The sequence below is a fragment of the Peribacillus sp. NPDC101481 genome (assembly GCF_044767165.1).
Taxonomy (GTDB): Bacteria; Bacillota; Bacilli; order Bacillales; family DSM-1321; genus Peribacillus.
The window spans coordinates 1127639-1147430 of sequence record NZ_JBIWNJ010000001.1 but is presented as its reverse complement, the minus strand read 5'-3'; the positions used below and the strand labels follow the sequence as shown (position 1 = coordinate 1147430).

At 44.4% G+C, this 19792-nt stretch carries 18 protein-coding genes; 16 read left to right on the top strand and 2 right to left on the bottom strand.

From position 1 onward, the window contains the following. Positions 1-646: 646 nt before the first annotated feature. Together ACIROD_RS05540 and ACIROD_RS05535 are read left to right on the top strand one after the other, a co-directional pair. Positions 647-1621 (top strand): hypothetical protein, encoded by a 975-nt coding sequence (locus ACIROD_RS05540; RefSeq protein ID WP_402938563.1) that lies wholly within the window; start codon positions 647-649, stop codon positions 1619-1621. Between the two features lie 211 nt (positions 1622-1832). Then, entirely contained in the window at positions 1833-2480 is a 648-nt protein-coding gene (locus ACIROD_RS05535; protein WP_101222705.1) for a DUF2642 domain-containing protein, read from the top strand. A 29-nt stretch (positions 2481-2509) separates the two neighbouring features. On the opposite strand, the gene ACIROD_RS05530 is transcribed toward ACIROD_RS05535, so the two are convergent. Continuing rightward, the gene (locus ACIROD_RS05530) at positions 2510-3781 is read right to left on the bottom strand and encodes a replication-associated recombination protein A (RefSeq protein ID WP_260358142.1); all 1272 of its coding nucleotides are present in this window, start codon (positions 3779-3781) and stop codon (positions 2510-2512) included. A gap of 535 nt (positions 3782-4316) precedes the next feature. Further along, positions 4317-5309: a nuclease-related domain-containing protein gene (locus ACIROD_RS05525; RefSeq protein ID WP_402938559.1), complete on the bottom strand. Its 993-nt coding sequence runs from the start codon at positions 5307-5309 to the stop codon at positions 4317-4319. A gap of 379 nt (positions 5310-5688) precedes the next feature. Between ACIROD_RS05525 and cymR the strand changes: the two genes are divergently transcribed. The 14 genes from cymR (at position 5689) to ACIROD_RS05455 (ending at position 19235) form a co-directional block, all read left to right on the top strand. Further along, positions 5689-6108: a cysteine metabolism transcriptional regulator CymR gene (gene cymR, locus ACIROD_RS05520; protein ID WP_034308657.1), complete on the top strand. Its 420-nt coding sequence runs from the start codon at positions 5689-5691 to the stop codon at positions 6106-6108. A gap of 60 nt (positions 6109-6168) precedes the next feature. Further along, positions 6169-7314 (top strand): cysteine desulfurase family protein, encoded by a 1146-nt coding sequence (locus ACIROD_RS05515; protein ID WP_402938556.1) that lies wholly within the window; start codon positions 6169-6171, stop codon positions 7312-7314. A 29-nt stretch (positions 7315-7343) separates the two neighbouring features. Further along, on the top strand, positions 7344-8459 hold the full coding sequence (gene mnmA, locus ACIROD_RS05510; RefSeq protein ID WP_101222649.1) for a tRNA 2-thiouridine(34) synthase MnmA: 1116 nt from the start codon (positions 7344-7346) through the stop codon (positions 8457-8459). Positions 8460-8581: 122 nt separating this feature from the next. After that, positions 8582-9247 (top strand): tetratricopeptide repeat protein, encoded by a 666-nt coding sequence (locus ACIROD_RS05505; RefSeq protein WP_402938553.1) that lies wholly within the window; start codon positions 8582-8584, stop codon positions 9245-9247. 36 nt (positions 9248-9283) lie between these two features. Beyond that, a complete protein-coding gene (recD2, locus tag ACIROD_RS05500; RefSeq protein ID WP_402938550.1) occupies positions 9284-11689 on the top strand; it encodes an SF1B family DNA helicase RecD2 in 2406 nt (801 codons plus the stop codon). Between the two features lie 80 nt (positions 11690-11769). Continuing rightward, complete coding sequence (locus ACIROD_RS05495; protein ID WP_397315188.1) at positions 11770-12339, top strand: LemA family protein; 570 nt, start codon at positions 11770-11772, stop codon at positions 12337-12339. Beyond that, entirely contained in the window at positions 12339-13112 is a 774-nt protein-coding gene (locus ACIROD_RS05490) for a TPM domain-containing protein (protein WP_402938547.1), read from the top strand. Before ACIROD_RS05495 ends, ACIROD_RS05490 begins: the two co-directional genes overlap by 1 nt. A gap of 146 nt (positions 13113-13258) precedes the next feature. Next, positions 13259-13717 (top strand): PRC-barrel domain-containing protein, encoded by a 459-nt coding sequence (locus ACIROD_RS05485; RefSeq protein WP_230177053.1) that lies wholly within the window; start codon positions 13259-13261, stop codon positions 13715-13717. Then, positions 13707-13922, top strand: coding sequence for a hypothetical protein (locus tag ACIROD_RS05480; RefSeq protein WP_034311361.1), 216 nt, complete (start codon positions 13707-13709; stop codon positions 13920-13922). Before ACIROD_RS05485 ends, ACIROD_RS05480 begins: the two co-directional genes overlap by 11 nt. A 226-nt stretch (positions 13923-14148) precedes the next feature. Next, entirely contained in the window at positions 14149-15225 is a 1077-nt protein-coding gene (locus tag ACIROD_RS05475) for an AI-2E family transporter (RefSeq protein ID WP_101222644.1), read from the top strand. Between the two features lie 310 nt (positions 15226-15535). Further along, a complete protein-coding gene (gene alaS / locus ACIROD_RS05470) occupies positions 15536-18172 on the top strand; it encodes an alanine--tRNA ligase (RefSeq protein WP_402938544.1) in 2637 nt (878 codons plus the stop codon). 66 nt (positions 18173-18238) lie between these two features. Beyond that, on the top strand, positions 18239-18508 hold the full coding sequence (locus ACIROD_RS05465; RefSeq protein ID WP_034311358.1) for an IreB family regulatory phosphoprotein: 270 nt from the start codon (positions 18239-18241) through the stop codon (positions 18506-18508). Then, on the top strand, positions 18508-18933 hold the full coding sequence (gene ruvX / locus ACIROD_RS05460; protein ID WP_034308633.1) for a Holliday junction resolvase RuvX: 426 nt from the start codon (positions 18508-18510) through the stop codon (positions 18931-18933). The genes ACIROD_RS05465 and ruvX overlap by 1 nt, the downstream gene beginning before the upstream one ends. Before the next feature lie 11 nt (positions 18934-18944). Further along, entirely contained in the window at positions 18945-19235 is a 291-nt protein-coding gene (locus ACIROD_RS05455; protein WP_063232962.1) for a DUF1292 domain-containing protein, read from the top strand. Positions 19236-19792: the final 557 nt, after the last annotated feature.

The window sequence follows — 19792 nt, the reverse complement described above, 5'->3', positions numbered from 1 at the left end:
TTTTGTTATGACTTGAAAGTTTAATAGTTTTTTATAATTAGTTTGAATTTTTTTGAATTGAATGCTGATATAGCAGGGATTTAAAGCTATGACATTGTAGCAGCACGGCTATATAAAAGTCTGGATTTCATCTAGGTAAATAGTCGTGGAATTTATGAAGGGTAGGCTGTTTTGAAAACGGTGAGTTCCAGCTACCTTTTCAATTCCCGGTAGGGGAAGGACGGTATCCGCCGCTGATCGAGGCAGCTCCGCAAAATGTTTCAGCTGAGCAGTATGTGGAGCTATATACAGAATCAGAAAAAAATCACCAGTTATTCTGTGATGTAAACGAAGTTATAGTTTGGCAAGCTGCATGAACCGTGACAAAATCCAGGCAAAAGAAAGCTCCTGTGTAGCCATTTCATTCTATATAGAAATATGTGATGTAACTCCGGAAAAAATTCCCGAGTTTTTTTATTAAAAAGTAAGGCCCTTTATTAAAAGTTGAATAGAATGGAAAAAGTGATTTTTCAAAAGGGAATTTCTAGGCGTACGACGATTTCCCACAAAATGGGTGATAAGCAGAGTCCGTATTGGAAAGCAGGCGCATATATATGCAGTACGGATATCATTAAAGTATAAATAACTATTGGAGGCTAAAGGAAAAATGGCAGAGACTGTTGGTTTACCGTACCTTGATGCTTTAACAGGAAAATCGGTGAGGGTGTTTAAAGGCGGGCCTGATTCTAGAGAAGGCAGGCTTATAGGAGTATTTAGCGATTATATCGTTTTACAAACAGGGAAAGATGAACAAACTCAACTTGTGTATTACGCAAGGGATCATTTGAAAATAGTTGTCGCGAATGCGAAAAAGTCACAAGTCGATTTATTGGCCGAGGAAGAAGAAACAGTATTTCCGACCAGTTTTTTAGGAGTGCTGTCAACACTTCAAACTAGCTGCATTCAAGTGAATGGCGGCGGTCCGGGATCTAAAGTTGGCCGGGTTGTAGATGTGAAAGATGAATTTTTAGTTTTATCCACGGAGAAGGATGGGCTTGTTTTATACCCGATTTCCCATATTAAAAGTGTAACAGTGATCGAAGAATCAGACGAACAATTATTGCCTGAATTTGTTTATAACGGAACCGATACACTTAATGGCCTTCTGACTCGCTTAGTCCACAACTGGGTATCCGTTTTCGCTGGTGGACCTGAGAGGGTTGAGGGCATCCTGATGAAAGTGGCTGATACGTACCTTATCGTTGTGCATAAAGAAGAATTATTTTATGTGCCAACTGATCATGTCCAATTCGTTGCCTTAACTGTGAAGGTAGAGGAAGAAGCTGAAGAGGAGACAGATGAAAATTCCGAAGATGGAGGTTCGTCGGACGGAGGTGCATCAAACGCGAATTCAGCAAATGGAAATTCAGCAAACGGAAGTAGAAAGGATGAAAGCAGTTCATTAGAAGAGAGCAGTTCTTCATATGAAAGCTCTTCAAGCTCAAGCTCATATGAAAGCTCTTCAAGCTCAAGCTCAAGCTCAGATGAAAGATCAGGAAGACGCAGAAGTCCTCGTGCAAATGCATTCAAGCAAATTTGGATTGAGAACTTAATCAAAGCTTCAAATCAAAATATCCGGTAAAGAAATACCAAACAGGTACAGCAACCAAAATCGAGTTGTTGTGCCTTCTTATGGAAGGTGGACATGCCGTTATTGCCTAAGATGGATTCATTGGGATTCAATACACCTTTGATTTATTTTTTCATTTGCAAAAGTTTATGTTCAAATGCTTTTAAAATGGCCAAGCAACCATTTTGTTTGGTTGATCTTAATATAAAGGGGGAAGCGTCGCTTGTTAGCAAAACATATAGGCCAGTATATGGAACTGGAGCTCTCAGGGAATATACATGAAGCGGGGATTTTAATTGAAGTAAGTTCTGACATCATCGTTTTGTATACTGGAAAAGCCTACCGTTACGTTCCATTCCGGCACATTAAGAATTTTTCCTTTCCTATAATCGATGAGGAGATTGGTTCGGGAGGAGAGCCGGAGATTGACGAGACCTCGTTCCGAAAATTACTGATGAATGCGAAGGGGATGTTTGTTGAAATCCTGCTCACGAAAAAAAACTCGGTTCATGGTTATATCGTGGGCATCATGAATAACTATTTCGTCTTTTATTCGCCAGTATTTAAAACGATGTTCATTTCGATGGATCATTTAAAGTGGCTTTCGGTTTGTAATGATGAAAAGGGTCCATACGGTTTGAATAAAGGGGAACAATTGGCACAGGTTTCATCTTTAAGCTGGGCCAGGACATTGGAGGAACAGGTAAAAAAGTTAACCAATAAACTGGTGGTGCTCGACTTGGGGATGCATCCGCAGAATATCGGGATGATCAGTGCAGTGAAAGATGGCATCATTGAGATGGTGAATGCTCAAGGGGAGGCGATTTTTGTTAACATGAGGCATGTTAAAAGTTTTCATTTCCCACAATAAAGAAACTCCGGGTCTGAAGTGATCCGGAGTTATTTCTTTTTCTCGATATTTTCATAGACCGAGGCAAGGGCTTGTTCGAATTTCCCGCTCTTTTTCGGTTTGTAGTATTTTTTTCTGCGCAGTTTGTCGGGTAAGTATTGCTGCTTCACCCAGCCATTCTCGTAGTCATGCGGATAAAGGTAGCCGATGCCGCGTCCGAGTTCAGTGGCCCCTTTGTAATGGGCATCCTTAAGATGATCCGGTACATCTCCACTATGGCCGCTGCGAATATCGGAAAGAGCCGCATCAATTGCGGTAATGGCGGTATTCGATTTAGGTGATAGGCATAACTCGATCACGGAGTTGGCAAGTGGAATCCGGGCTTCGGGAAACCCGAGCCGTTCAGCGGCTTCGACTGCAGCGAGGGCCCTGGGACCAGCCTGCGGATTGGCGAGACCAATGTCTTCGTAGGCAATGACCACCATGCGGCGGGCAATGCTGACAAGATCGCCGGCTTCGACTAAGCGCCCCAAATAATGAAGGGCTGCATTCACGTCACTGCCGCGAATAGATTTTTGGAAAGCCGACAGAACATCATAATGGGCATCTCCATCCTTGTCATGTGAGAAGCTTTTTTTCTGCATGCATTCCTCGGCAATTTGCAGATCTATATGTATCGTTCCGGACTCATCGGGTTCGGTGGAAATGACGGCGAGCTCAAGAGCGTTAAGCGCACTGCGGACATCTCCGTTCGAAGCCGTCGCGAAATGGGTAAGGGCATCAAGGCTGACATCCGTTATATACGCACCAAGCCCGCGCTCTTCATCATGAAGTGCCCGTTCCAGAGCTTTGGTAATATCATTGGTTTCCAATGATTTGAGCTCGAAAATCTGGCACCGGCTTCGGATGGCCGGATTGATTGCATGATAGGGATTGCTGGTCGTTGCACCGATCAAGGTGATCATCCCGTTTTCAAGATAAGGCAATAGGAAATCCTGCTTCGCCTTATCGAGCCGGTGAACCTCATCAAGCAGCAGAATCACTTTTCCGGACATCTTAGCCTCGGCAGCCACGATTTCCATATCCTTTTTATTATTGGTCACCGCGTTCAGTGTCCTGAAAGCAAACTTCGTGCTTCCGGCAATCGCACTTGCAATCGAAGTCTTGCCAATTCCCGGCGGACCATACAATATCATGGAAGAAAGCTGCTTGGCTTTCACCATCCTTGCGATAATTTTCCCTTCACCGACCAGATGCTCCTGCCCGATGATCTCATCAATCGAACGAGGCCGCATCCGGAAAGCAAGCGGTTTAATATTCATTGCGCACCTCTCCTTTTTATATAAGGTATCACAACTGATGGGGGAAATGCGCTGATTATGCTGTAAAAGAGGGTGAATTCCTATTATAGTAGTCTGTTTCGGGATTTAATTTATGCTGTGAGATCGATAATTCGATCTAGCAGTGGACGAATTCGACCTACCAGCGGAAAAATCCGACCTAGCAGGGGATTAATTCGACCTATCAGCGGAAAAATCCGACCTATCGGTTGACGAATTCGACCTACCGGCGGGAAAATCCGACCTAGCAGGTGACTAAATCGACCTACCAGCGGAAAAATCCGACCTAGCAGAGGACGAATTCGACCTACCAGAGGAAAAATCCGACCTAGCGGGGGATTAATTCGACCTATCAGAGGAAAAATCCGACCTAGCGGAGGATTAATTCGACCTACCGGCGGAAAAATCCGACCTAGCAGGTGACTAAATCGACCTATCAGAGGAAAAATCCGACCTAGCGGGGGATTAATTCGACCTATCAGAGGAAAAATCCGACCTAGCGGGGGATTAATTCGACCTACCGACGTAATAATCCGACCTCTCCTTCTATGAGAGAATTTAATAGATAAACTCTGCCTCTAGTATGGCCGGAATGATTCAGTTTTAGTGAAAGTAATAGTTTTTTTGCACTGGATGGGGATTGGAGTTGTAGGAAGTTTCGAAATTCCCTGTTGGTAATGGTAGGTTTGACGAGGTATAGATAATCATATAGTGCTGAAATGTGTGCATCGAGGGAAATATCCAAACAGGTACGGCAAATCCACTTTCTTGATTTCCGCTCCATCGAAAATGCATGACACTTATCGCAGAATACTCCGGTTTGGAGGGCGGTAATCGGAATTCTATAATTCTCGAGCGGTTTAGGAAAATAAGGGATGTGACTATCAAGCAATAAATTCGATAATCGTTTCATTGCTCTAGTAGAAAGGACCGCTTCGTTATACTTGTTTTTTAATTCCTCAATTTTAAGTAGAATCCGATCCTTACGTGTCACTATTCTATTAATATCCGTATTCCCGGCCCGAATGATAGTTGAAGAATTGGCACTGACTACGAGAGTTTCAACTGGAAGGTTGTTCGTTCTTTTTGTTTTTAACCAGTCTAACAAGTGCTGGCGCTGCCGGCTCACTTGCAATATGGGATCATCAAAAGCTTCGGTTTTTCCATCTGGATTTGTACGGATAAGTTGATTGAATGTATTATCGAAAAAGATTTCACCAGCCATGTTTTTGACTTCAAGGATTAAAAGGAAAGAGGATGTGAGAATGAGGATGTCCATTTGGAAGGGGAAAGGTGATCCAATAAGTCGGAGGTCATGAAAGAGTAGATACTCTTTTTCAGGAAGGGATTTAAGAGATTGAAAGACTCTGTTTTCACCGTTGTATCCAGCCTTGATTTTTTTAATATCTTCAATAATTGCCGGGTGCTTCGCATGCCCAGGAGGTAAGCGTCTCATCAGAGCTTCGAGCATGTCTATTTTTAAAGGCCTCTTGCAGTTTTTAATGATCATGATAACCACTCCTTATAGATTTAAGTGAAGTATTCTCGGTTAATAAAGAGATTTCCTGTATTTTAGTGAAATTAAATGTGGCATGGATGAACTTTTGTATTAATTCGACCTATCCCCGCAAAAATCCGACCGTCCGGGCGAAAGATCCGACCTATCTCTGCAATAATCCGACCGTCCGGGCGAAAGATTCGACCTATCCCCGCAGTAATCCGACCGTTCGAGCAAAAATTCCGTCCTAACCCAACCTTTTTCTATCTTTTCCTACCTCTCCAATTAGGATAATTTGACAAATGAAGGGCGGGTGAATGCATTTCCGGCGGGAATATGCTATAATTTCAAAAGAATTTAGAAACGGATAAATAATTTGAGGTGTATATGTATGAAGATATCTACTAAAGGCCGTTATGGTTTGACGATTATGATCGAGCTTGCTAAACATTATGGAGAAGGCCCGAAGAGTTTGAAATCGATTGCCCAGACGCATAATTTGTCGGAGCATTATTTGGAGCAGTTGATTGCGCCGCTTCGTAATGCGGGATTGGTGAAGAGTGTGCGCGGTGCGTATGGCGGGTATGTCTTGTCTAAGGATCCTCAGGAGATTACTTCGGGTGATGTGATTCGTGTATTGGAAGGGCCGATTACGCCTGTTGAAGGAATTGAGGATGAGGAGCCGGTGAAGCGCCAGCTTTGGATCCGGATTCGCGATGCTGTGAAGGATGTATTGGATAATACGACGCTTATGGATTTGGCGAGCTACAAGGATACGGGTGAAATCGATTCTTATATGTATTATATTTAAGTGATTAGCAATGCGCCTATTATGTAGGCGCTTGCGTTTTTTAATGGAGGCGACAAAAAAGTGGACAGAATATATTTAGATCATGCTGCGACATCACCGATGCATCCGAATGTGATCGATAGGATGATGACGGTCATGAGCAATGACTTCGGGAATCCGTCGAGCATTCATGCGTTCGGGCGGGAGGCGCGCCATGTTTTGGATGAGGCGCGTTCGAGTATTGCAGCGAGCATCGGTGCGGGGCGGAATGAAATCATTTTCACGAGCGGCGGAACCGAGGCGGATAATACGGCGATCATTGGTGTTGCGAATGCTTATAAAGAACAAGGAAAGCACATCATTACTACGGAGATTGAGCATCATGCGGTTTTGCATACATGCCAATACCTTGAGAAGTCTGGCTTTGAGGTCACATATTTACCTGTGAATGAAGCGGGGCTTATTTCAATTGCCGATTTAAAGGCCGCATTGCGGGATGACACGATTTTGGTTTCGGTCATGTTCGGCAATAATGAGGTTGGAACGGTCCAGCCGATTGCTGAAATTGGGCAGCTGCTCAGGGGGCATCAAGCCATTTTCCATACGGATGCGGTTCAGGCATATGGTTTGATCTCTATCGACGTCCGTGAGCTGGGTGTGGATTTACTTAGCGTATCCGCACATAAAATCAACGGTCCAAAAGGAATCGGCTTTCTTTATATACGTGAAGGCTTGAAGCTGAATCCACATTTATATGGCGGGGAACAAGAACGCAAGCGCCGTGCTGGTACGGAGAGCGTGCCTGCAATTGCCGGTTTTGCAGAAGCTGTTTTAATTGCACAAAGCACGATGGAAAAGAAAAAGGAGCAATACAAGCGTTTTAAAGACGTATTGCTTGCCGTCTTTGATGAGGCGGATGTACAATATGAAATTAACGGATCTATGGAACAGTCGCTGCCGCATTTGCTGAATGTTAGTTTTCCTGGTACGAATGTGGAATCGATGCTCGTTAATATGGACTTGGCAGGTGTTGCTGTATCGAGCGGATCTGCTTGTACTGCTGGGTCAATCGATCCGTCGCATGTGCTTGTGGCGATGTTCGGGAAAGATTCGGAGCGGACGAAGAATTCCATTCGTTACAGCTTCGGTCTGAACAACACGGAAGAGGAAGTAAGGCAGGCGGCTGAAACTACCGTTAAAATCGTTAATAGATTAGTGAGAAGATAATTCTCACTTTAAATAAATGAGGTGACAGAATGAGAAAAGCACCACAGGACACCCGCGTCGTCGTGGGTATGTCAGGAGGCGTCGATTCTTCTGTGTCAGCCCTGCTATTGAAGAATCAAGGCTATGATGTGGTCGGGATTTTCATGAAGAACTGGGATGATACAGATGAAAACGGAGTCTGTACGGCAACGGAAGATTACAATGATGTAATTGCCGTTTGTAATCAAATCGGCATCCCTTATTATGCGGTCAATTTTGAAAAGCAGTATTGGGATAAAGTTTTCACATATTTCTTGGATGAGTATAAAGCGGGCCGTACCCCGAATCCGGATGTAATGTGCAATAAGGAAATCAAGTTCAAGGCATTTCTTGAACATGCCGTAAGCCTTGGTGCCGATTATGTGGCCACAGGTCATTACGCACAGGTTGAATACCGGGATGGCGAATACAAAATGCTTCGCGGTGTCGATAATAATAAAGATCAAACGTACTTCTTGAACCAGCTTACTCAAGAACAGTTGGAAAAAGTCATGTTTCCGCTTGGACACATTGATAAGAAGGAAGTCCGTGAAATTGCAAAAGAAGCGGGTCTTGCCACGGCAACGAAAAAAGATTCTACAGGCATCTGTTTTATCGGTGAACGCAATTTCAAAGAGTTTTTAAGCAATTACCTCCCAGCTCAGCCCGGTGATATGGTCACGATGGATGGCAAGGTCATGGGCAAGCATGACGGATTGATGTATTACACCATCGGTCAGCGTCACGGTCTAGGGATCGGCGGCAGCGGCGAACCTTGGTTTGTTGCGGGAAAAGACTTGAAGCGCAATGTTTTATATGTGTGTCAAGGCTTTGATAATGATGTACTGTATTCCAATTCCCTTCGTGCAGTGAATGTCAGCTGGGTAGCGGAACATATACCTGCGGGTGAATTTACATGTACGGCAAAGTTCAGGTACCGTCAAGAGGATAGCGGTGTTAAGGTGAAGGTCTTGGACAATGGTGACGTCGAAGTCATCTTTGACGAGCCAGTCCGCGCGATCACACCTGGACAAGCAGTCGTATTCTATGAAGGTGAAGTATGCCTTGGCGGCGGTACGATTGATGAAGTATTTAAAAAAGGTGAAAAACTGACTTACGTAGGGTAAAATAAGCATGTCCCCAGCTGTGTTTGCGGTTGGGGACTTCTTTTGGATTGCGGGTATACCGCCTGAATTCGGCCACTGGCTTATGCTATACTTTTTAATATAAAAATGGAGTGTGAATGGATATGGATAAGAATCAACAAGGAATTGAATTTATGCAGCAAGGGAAATACGAAGAAGCGGCGAAGGTTTTTAATGAGGCGATCGAGGAAAATCCGAATGAGCCTGTTGCCTACATAAACTTTGGGAATGTATTGACTGCCGTTGGTGAAACGGATAAAGCGGTCAAGTTTTACAAAAAGGCGATCAAGCTGGATGAAAATGCGGCAGCGGCTTACTATTCATTAGGAAACTTATATTATGAATCAGATTCTAAACTAGTTGAAGCGAAGGATATGTTCGAAAAGGCAATCCGATTGGGACTGGATAACAGCGATGCTTACTTCATGCTTGGATTGACATTGATGGCATTGGATCAGCCGAAATTGGCGATGCCTTATTTACAGAGAACGGTGGAGCTGAGCCCAGAGGACGTTGATGCAAGATTCCAATATGCGTTATGTCTTGCTAATGCGGAATTATATGATGAATTGATCAACCAGCTGAATTTAGTTGTTGAACAGGATCCGGGACATGCGGATGCTTATTATAATTTAGGTGTTGCGTTTGCAGGGTATCGTGAGGATGCGCAAGCAGCGATGGCTTATTTTGACAAGGCTTTGGAAGCACAGCCTGATCATATGCTTGCTGCACACGGTAAGAAACTGTTGGAAGAAATGAATGCAGAGTAAATAAAAAGCATATGCATGGAAAGGTGGGGAGAAGCGTTGAGCCAGCAAGACTCGTTGGATTTGTTTTCAGAAGAGAAGATGTTCATGAAGGGAAGTCATTTAGTGACAATCTTTCATAATGAAGAAAATATGTACTCGGTTGTAAGAATTCGTGTGCATGAAACGAATCTGAATTATGAAGAGAAGGAAGCGGTCGTAACTGGTTATTTTCCAAGGATGCATGAGGATGAGATCTATATTTTTTATGGGGCCATGAAGGAACATCCGCGTTTTGGCCTTCAATTTCATGTAGAGCATTTTCGCAAGGATTTGCCTCAATCCAAGGAAGGCATCGTCAGTTATTTATCAGGTGACCTTTTCAAGGGCATTGGGAAGAAAACAGCTGAAAGCATTGTTGAGACACTGGGTGAAAAGGCAATTTCAAAAATTCTGGCTCAGCCCTCGCTGCTTGATGATATCCCGAAGCTATCCGGTGAAAAGGCAAAGGGCCTCTATGATACATTGGTCGAGCATCAAGGTCTGGAGCAGGTGATGATCGCCCTGAATCAATATGGCTTCGGTCCGCAGTTGTCGATGAAGATATATCAAATGTATAAACAGGATACGATCACGATGGTTCAGGGGAATCCGTATAAGCTCGTAGAGGATATTGAAGGGATTGGTTTTGGACGGGCGGATGAGCTTGGGCATCAGCTGGGCATTTCCGGCAGCCATCCCGACCGAATCAAGGCTGCATGCTTATATACGCTTGAATCACAATGCCTGCAGGACGGAAATATCTACATAGAAGCCGAGCAGCTTTTGGAAGCAGTCAAACGGCTGTTGGAGGAAAATAAGCGGGATCGCATTGAATTCACGAACATTTCCTCGGAAATAATCGAATTGACGCAAGAGGGGAAAATAGTTGTCGAGGATCAACGAATTTATCCGCCTTCGCTATTCTATTCGGAAAAGGGAATCGTAATGAACATCAAGCGACTGCTTGCTCAAACCGAGTATGAGGACCAGTTCCCCGAATCGGAGTTCTTGCTTGCACTTGGGGAGCTGGAAGAGCGTCTGGATGTTTCCTATGCCCCGGCCCAAAAGGAAGCGATCCAAACGGCCCTGCAATCACCCATGTTAATCTTGACGGGCGGACCGGGTACCGGTAAGACGACAGTCATCAAAGGAATCGTTGAGCTATATGCAGAGCTGCATGGCGTATCCATGGACATTAACGATTATAAAAAAGAAGGAAGCGATCCATTTCCATTCGTACTTGCGGCTCCTACTGGCCGTGCAGCGAAACGCATGGCAGAATCGACTGGGCTTCCCGCTGTTACGATCCACCGTTTGCTCGGGTGGAACGGGAGTGAAGGCTTTTCCCATGATGAGGATAATCAGCTGGATGGCCGTATTGTAATCATCGATGAGGTTTCCATGGTGGATACGTGGCTGGCCCATCAATTGTTTAAAGCTCTGCCGGAAAATGTCCAAGTGATATTGGTTGGTGATGAAGATCAGCTGCCATCTGTTGGCCCTGGGCAGGTTTTAAAGGATTTGCTTGCATCGAATTGTGTACCGACTGTCAGTCTGGAACATATTTATCGTCAAGCCGATGGCTCGTCGATCATTGAATTGGCCCATGAAATCAAAAAGGGAAGGCTTCCGGCTGATGTCACGAAACAGCAAGAAGACCGATCGTTCATTCGCTGCCAAACCGGTCAAATCGCCCAAGTAATCGAGAAAGTCGTTGCCAATGCCAGGACGAAAGGCTTCACGGCCAAGGATATACAGGTGCTGGCTCCCATGTATAGAGGGCCTGCCGGGATTGATGCACTGAATAAAATGCTTCAGGAAGTGTTCAATAGCAATGCGGATGAAAAGCGGCGGGAAATAAAATTCGGAGACGTAATATACAGAACGGGAGATAAGGTGCTTCAACTGGTGAACCAGCCAGAGGAGGGAGTCTTTAATGGTGATATGGGAGAAATCGTGTCCATATTGTTCGCTAAAGAAAATACCGATTCTGTCGATAAAGTAATCATATCGTTCGAAGGCATCGAAGTGACATACACGAAGCAGGACTTGAACCAGATCACACATGCATATTGCTGCTCCATCCATAAGTCGCAGGGAAGCGAATTCCCCATTGTCATTTTACCTGTAGTGAAAAGCTATTATCGGATGCTCCGACGTAATTTATTGTATACGGCGATTACGCGCAGTAAAAATTTCTTGATCCTTTGTGGTGAAGAAGATGCATTCCGTTTAGGGATCGAGCGTAATGATGAGATGCGCCGCAAAACGACTTTGCGTGAAAAGCTGCGGGAAATTTTGAGCGAAGAAGAAATGCCGGCGGAAAAGGGAGAAGTACCTCAACAATCGAGTTATCTTGATATTCTCATGCATGCTGACCCGATGATCGGGATGGAGAATGTCACGCCTTATGATTTTATGTAGCGGGTTCTTTTGGATGCATTTTGTTTAAAATTCATAGTTTTGGTGGAATTATAACTAATATGTGAAAGAGTAGGGGGGATTTGATGAAAAAAGGTTGGATAATAGGAATAGTCATTGTCGTTTTACTTGTCATTTATGGGGCATCTTCATACAACGGCCTTGTAAGTGCCAGTGAAGACGTCGACAATAAATGGTCGCAAGTGGATAATCAATTAAAACGAAGAGCGGATTTGATTCCAAATCTTGTCGAAACGGTGAAGGGTTATGCTTCGCATGAAACGGAAGCCATTAAAGCGGTGAGTGATGCACGCTCGAAGCTGGCCGGTGCCAATTCCACTGAAGATGCGATTGATGCCGATCAAGAATTGAGTGGGGCCTTGAGCCGACTTTTGGTGGTTGTCGAAAACTATCCGGATTTAAAGGCCAATGAGAACTTTAAGGGTCTCATGGATAGTTTGGAAGGAACGGAAAATCGGCTGACGGTAGCACGAAAAGACTATAATGATGAAGTTACCAACTATAATAAAATGATTAAACGCTTTCCGAAGAATATGATGGCAGGAGTGTTCGGGTTCGATGCCAAACCATATTTTGAAGTGACCGATCAAGAAAAAGAAACGCCAAAGGTTGATTTCGGGAGCGATAAATAATGAAAAGACTCGCTGTGTTTGCGCTATTCTTCATTCTCACGTTCGGTTTAGCAAACGTAGCCGCAGCACAACCTAACATCCCTGAACCAGTTGGGGATATATATGTTCAGGACTTTGCTGGAGTCCTGGATGATCAGGAAAAATCCGAACTCATCGAACTTGGGAAACGATTGGATGATGCCACAAAAGCACAAATTTCCGTTTTGACGGTTGATTCGATGGAAGGATCCGAAATCGAGGAGTACTCGGTCGAGGCATTAAGATCATTCAAGCTTGGTGATGCCGAGCTGAACAATGGAGTCCTCATTGTGCTGGCCATGGAAGAACAGAAAATCCGCATTGAAGTGGGATACGGTTTGGAAGGGGCCATTACCGATATAAGATCTGGACAGATTTTGGATGATGTGGCTATCCCTGCGCTGAAAGAGGGTAAATATGATGTTGCCCTGACGGAGACCTATAAGGCTGTATATAACGATGTCACGAAAGAATACGACCTAGGTGACGAATTTTATCAAGATCTCTCCGTTCAGCCAGAGTCAGAAACCTTTCAGCCATCAGGTTTACAGATTTTCCTCATTATCATCGTAGTCATCATCGTAGTCATCCTCGATGCCAAGTTCTTTAAAGGATTTTTCCTTCAAACGCTAATCAATATTCTCTTGATAATCATCAGTCGCGGAGGTGGCGGCGGCCGTGGAGGCGGCAGCGGCGGTCCACGGGGCGGCGGCGGAGGAAGTTCCGGTGGCGGAGGTGCCAGCAGAGGATGGTAAAGTAAGTGTATTAGACCGGGAAACCGGTCTTTTTTTATGCCTGGTTTCTGTTTTACCAGAAGAGGGACCAACAATGGAAAACCTTTCAGCACATCTATTTACAATAGTAAAGAGATAATAAAAATGTTCGGAAAGGCGGGATGACCTTGCGGACGTTTTCTTTATTGAAAGGGATGCCGGTTTTTACAATCAAAGGAGAAAGAATCGGTACGGTCCACGATTTATCAATTTCTGAAATGGGTCAGGTAACAGGCTTGGTCGTTCATCAACATGCATTGTTCAAAAGAGCTTTTCATTTGAAACTCGACGATATTTCTTCATTCGGTCCAGATGGGATCGTCATCATGCAACAGGATTCAACCTTAAGGAAGGTGCCTGCGGATTCCATTTGCCTTTCGAAGGACGAATTATTGGGACGCATGCTTTTTTCAGAAATGGGCGAAGAGCTTGGTTTACTGCAGGATGTATATTTCAAGGAGAAAATGGGCACGATTATAGCGTATGAAACAACGGATGGGTTTTTCTCGGAGTCGACAGTGATAGAATCAAAACAGCCGCCTGCATTAGGGAAGGATACCATCATTGTTTCAGTTTATGAACAGTGAGGTGTCCATTTTGGAAATTAAATGTCCGAATTGCCGCAGTAAAGATGTTGGGAAGATTGGCGTAAATCAATATTATTGTTGGAATTGCTTTATTGAAATGACTCTATCCGAAGGGCTCATAAATACGCACCAAGTCGAGGAAGATGGAAGTTTAAGCTCATTGGACGATTTGTTTGAGGAAAATGACCGCCGCTTCGGTATGTAAATAACGGAAGAGGTGTTTGCAATGGCTAGACGTTCACGCAATACTCTAATGAATATGGGTTCGGACTTGATGAACTCGAAGATGTTTAAACGGAACATGAAGAAAATACGCAAAAGATTAAAATCATTATTATAGCAGGAATGGGTGTCCTGATAATGAGGGCACTCTTTTTTATGTATGAAAACCTCCCGCCTTTCGAAGAATAAATGAGCGGGAGGTGTTTATTGTGAGTATTCGTCTAAAGTGGTTTTATCGCCTGGGTTTTTTATTGCTCTTATTTTTCGTTATCTATATTTTTATGAAACTTAAGCCCATGTGGGGACCTGTCGTTGCTGTATGTGTGACGGTACTGCTGCCTTTTTTGATTGGTGCGTTCATCAGTTACTTGCTCCACCCAGTAGTGGAATATTTAAATGAGAAGGGGATGCGTCGCTGGCTTTCGATTACGATCATCTATTTATTGTTTTTCGGAGGGATCGGCTTTGCTGTTTATAAAGGTATCCCAGTGATGGTCAGCCAGGTCCGCGAGCTGTCGGAAAGCGTGCCGGAACTGGTTGAACAGTACCGGGGCAGCATCGATAAACTCAATCATCAAACGGCTGCCTGGCCGTTCGGAATTCATGAAAGGTTCGAAGAAGGTGTCACCCTTTTCGAAGATTGGCTGAAGCGTATACCTGAAAAGGCGATGGAGTATGCAATGAAGATGATTGATTTCATCGTCCTGATTGCATTGATTCCATTCATCGCATTTTATATCCTGAAAGATTTCACTGTTTTAAAAAAAATGGCATGGTATATGACGCCGAAAAAATGGCGCAAGCAGGGACGGGCATTCATTCGTGATGTGGATGCATCGCTTGGCGGCTATATCCGCGGACAAATCATCGTCTGTGTCGTGATCGGTTTGATTTCCTCGCTGCTCTTCTGGATAGTCGGAATGCAATATCCGCTTCTATTGGGGGCGATAATCGGGATAACGAATGTCATTCCGTATTTCGGACCGATTATTGGGGCGATTCCTGCACTGGTCATCGCCGCGACAATGTCAGTTAAGATGGTGTTGATCATCGCGGTCATCGTGCTTGTACTTCAATTTCTTGAGGGAAATATCCTTTCGCCGCTTATAGTCGGTAAAAGCCTCCATATGCATCCGCTGTTCATCATGCTCGCATTATTGGCCGGGGGGGAAATAGGAGGTATCATGGGCATGGTCCTTTCAATTCCCATATTGGCAGTATTGAAAGTTTTTGTACTTCATGCCCGCGTTCACTTTAGAAAGAAGCCGCCCCTTATTGACAAATAAAAGTCTTGTGAATATAATCCATTACATAAGATAATTCGTTGAAGGATGAAGTATGCTGAAGTCCATCTAAAAGAGAGTGGTCCCCCAGGCTGAAAGGGGCTGCAAGGTGAAGAGCAGCAGAAAGCTAGTCCTGAGAGCAGCTAATACCTGCCGTCATGCCGCGTTAAGGCTTTTATGAAGGTGATGGGCCTAGGATGAATTCCTGCGTCCATAATCAGGGTGGTACCGCGAGTCAACTCTCGTCCCTGTTTTTGGGATGGGGGTTTTTTGTGTGCTCAAAATTACATAATTTTTAAAGGAGGATATATATATGAAGTATTTAACTGGTGCTCAAATCCGCCAAATGTATTTAGATTTTTTTAGTGAAAAAGGCCATAACATCGAACCAAGTGCGTCATTGGTTCCTCATGAAGATCCATCATTGCTTTGGATCAATTCCGGGGTGGCGACGTTAAAGAAATATTTTGATGGACGGGTGATTCCTGAAAATCCAAGGATTACAAATGCTCAAAAGGCCATCCGTACAAACGATATTGAAAACGTGGGGAAAACGGCACGTCATCATACGTTCTTCGAAATGCTCGGAAACTTCTCCATTGGTGAATACTTCAAAGAAGAAGCCATCACATGGGCATGGGAATTTTTGACCGATGAAAAATGGATTGGGTTCGACAAGGACAAATTGGCTGTGACGATTCATCCTGAAGATGATGAAGCATTCGAACTCTGGAATAAGAAAATCGGTGTTCCTGCAGAAAGGATCATTCGCCTGGAGGAGAACTTCTGGGATATCGGTGAAGGTCCAAGCGGCCCGAACACAGAGATTTTCTATGACCGCGGACCAGCATATGGCGATGATCCGAATGATCCGGAATTATATCCAGGCGGGGAAAATGAACGGCATCTAGAAGTCTGGAATCTTGTGTTTTCCCAATTCAACCATAATCCGGACGGTTCTTACACACCGCTTCCAAAGAAAAATATCGATACAGGCATGGGCCTTGAACGTATGGCTTCCGTGGTTCAAGATGTGGCGACGAACTATGATACAGATTTATTCATGCCGATCATCCGGGCAGTCGAAGAGATTTCCGATGTGAAGTATGGTGTTGATTCAGAAAAAGATGTTGCATTCAAGGTCATTGCAGACCATATTCGTACGGTAGCCTTTGCAGTAGGTGACGGGGCTCTTCCATCCAACGAAGGCCGCGGTTATGTATTGCGCCGTTTACTCCGCAGAGCGGTTCGGTATGCTAAGCAAATCAACATCAATCGACCATTCATGTTCGAGCTTGTGACGGTCGTCGGCGAAATCATGAAAGACTTCTACCCTGAAGTCCTTAAGAATAAAGAGTTCATTGCAAAAGTAATCAAGAATGAAGAGGAACGCTTCCATGAAACTCTAAATGATGGACTCGCTATCCTTTCTGAAGTCATTAAAAAGGAAAAGGAAAAAGGCGGTACAACCATTCCTGGCAGTGACGCATTCCGTTTATATGACACATATGGCTTCCCGATTGAGTTAACGGAAGAATATGCAGAAGAAGAAGGCATGACGGTCGATCATGCTGGATTTGAAAAGGAAATGGATGCACAGCGTGAACGTGCCCGTTCAGCGCGTCAAGATGTGGATTCCATGCAAATCCAAGGCGGGGTATTGGGAGATATTAAAGTTGAAAGTGAATTTGTCGGCTATGATCAAGTCGCTGTCGAAGCCAGAGTTGCTGCCATAGTAAAAAATGGCGAGCTTGTAACGGAGGCACAAGAAGGTGAAGAAGTTCAAGTGATACTGAACAAAACTCCTTTCTATGCGGAAAGCGGCGGACAAATAGCCGATATAGGAACGATGGCCAGTGAATCAGTGAAGGTTGATGTCCATGACGTCCAAAAGGCTCCTAATGGCCAAAATCTGCACCGTGTAACAGTTACTGCCGGCACTTTAACAGCAGATTCCGATATCGTTGCTACGGTAAATCAAGAAAATCGGATCCATATCACGAAAAATCATACAGCGACGCATCTTCTGCATCAGGCGTTGAAAGATGTCCTTGGTACACATGTCAATCAAGCAGGTTCACTCGTACAGGCTGAACGCCTTCGCTTCGACTTCTCTCATTTTGGCCAGATAACGGCGGAAGAGATTGAACAAATCGAAACGATTGTAAATGAAAAGATTTGGCAAAGCTTACAAGTGAATACGGACTATAAAAACATCGAGGAAGCTAAGGCTATGGGCGCAATGGCGTTGTTCGGCGAAAAATACGGCAAGATTGTCCGTGTCGTTCAAATCGGCGATTACAGCCTTGAGCTTTGCGGAGGTGTCCACGTTCCGAATACAGCGGTAATCGGCTTGTTCAAAATCGTATCTGAAACCGGCATCGGTGCAGGTACTCGCCGTATTGAAGCGGTAACGGGTGCAGGGGCATACAAATTGATGACTGATCAAATCGGTGTCTTGAAAGACGCGGCTGCCAAATTGAAAACGAACTTGAAAGATGTACCTTCAAGAATTGAAACGGTACTAGCTGAAGTGAAGGAACTTCATCGTGAGAATGAAAGCCTTACTGCAAAATTAAGTAATATTGAAGCAAGCAGCCTTATTTCTAACGTAAAAGACGTTAATGGCGTTCAAGTATTGGTGGCGAAGGTTCAAGCTACCGATATGAATAATCTGCGTGCCATGGCGGATGATTTGAAACAAAAGCTCGATTCTGTCATTATCGTATTAGGTTCGGCCCAAGGTGATAAAGTCAATTTGATTGCCGGGGTGACCAAGGATTACATCGACCGCGGCTTCCATGCTGGTAAATTGGTCAAAGAAGTTGCTTCCCGTTGCGGCGGCGGCGGTGGCGGACGTCCAGATATGGCCCAAGCCGGCGGAAAAGACCCTGAAAAATTGGATGCAGCGCTTAATTTTGTTGAAGAATGGGTCTTATCGATTTCATAATCAATGGAAAGTGTTGTACAATGTAGGTAATAGTGGATTCTGGACGCTGAGGAGAGGTGCATGTTTATGAGTTCCTTTGATAAAACGATGAAATTTAATTTTCCCGAAGAACCATTCGAAAGAGATGTACAAGAAGTATTGTCTCAAGTTTATGTTGCACTTCAGGAAAAAGGTTATAACCCGATAAACCAGATTGTCGGTTATCTATTATCTGGTGACCCGGCCTACATCCCGCGCCATATGGATGCTCGAAACATTATTCGTAAGCTAGAACGCGATGAAATCATCGAAGAATTGGTTAAGTCGTATCTTAAGAACCATCGAGAGGAATACTAATGCGCACAATGGGACTTGATTTAGGTTCAAAGACCATCGGCGTTGCCCTGAGTGACGCGATGGGTTGGACTGCACAAGGATTGGAAACGATCAAAATTAACGAAGCTGGAAATGACTTCGGCTTTAAACGCCTCAATGAAATCATAAAAGAGCATGATGTTTCTAAAATTGTCCTCGGATTACCTAAAAACATGAATGGTACCGTTGGACCGCGAGGCGAAATCAGCCAAGATTTCGCTAAACGATTAGAAAACAAATTCAAGCTGCCGGTGTTTCTCTGGGATGAACGGTTGACAACTATGGCGGCTGAACGTGTCCTTCTTGAGGCGGACGTGAGTCGAAGCAAACGCAAGAAAGTCATTGATAAAATGGCGGCTGTCATGATTCTGCAAGGATTCTTGGACAGACAAACAAATTCAATATGAGGTGAATACAAATGGAACACGGCGAAAACAACATTACAGTAGTAGATGAAAACGGAAACGAGCAGCTTTGCGAAATCCTTTTCACATTCGACTCAGATAAATTCAACAAATCTTATGTACTTTACTATCCGATGTCTGCAGAAGATGATGAGGAAGAAATCGAAATCCACGCTTCATCATTCGTACCAAGCGAAGATAATAAAGATGGTGAACTTACACCGATCGAAACAGAAGAAGAGTGGGATCTTGTCGAGGAAATGTTAAATACATTCCTTGACCAAGAAGAAGCGGAAGAAGAATAAGAGAAAAAACCGGCCCTTAAAGGTCGGTTTTTTTTTTGAAAAGAGGAAGATTTGGAACGGAAGGTGCGAGACTCCTGCGGGAAAAGCGTGTCTAAGGAGACCCCGCAGGCGGAAGCCGAGGAGGCTCCCGAGACGCCCGCGGAAAGCGAGTACATGGAGTGGAAATTTAAGTCCACCACCAAATAACATTTCATGGTTCGGTTGTGACCATTCTGAGCCATTTTTTTAGGCAAAAGGGTTTCAATCTGAATTTTTAATACAAAGTCGATTGGAACGGAAGGTGCGAGACTCCTGCGGGAAAAGCGTGTCTAAGGAGACCCCGCAGGCGGAAGCCGAGGAGGCTCCCGAGACGCCCTCGGAAAGCGAGTACCTGGAGTGGAAATTTAAGTCCACCACCAAATAACATTTCATGGTTCGGTTGTGACCATTCCGAGCCATTTTTTTAGGCAAAAGGGTTTCAAGGTTTCAATCTGAATTTTTAATACAAAGTCGATTGGAACGGAAGGTGCGAGACTCCTGCGGGAAAAGCGTGTCTAAGGAGACCCCGCAGGCGGAAG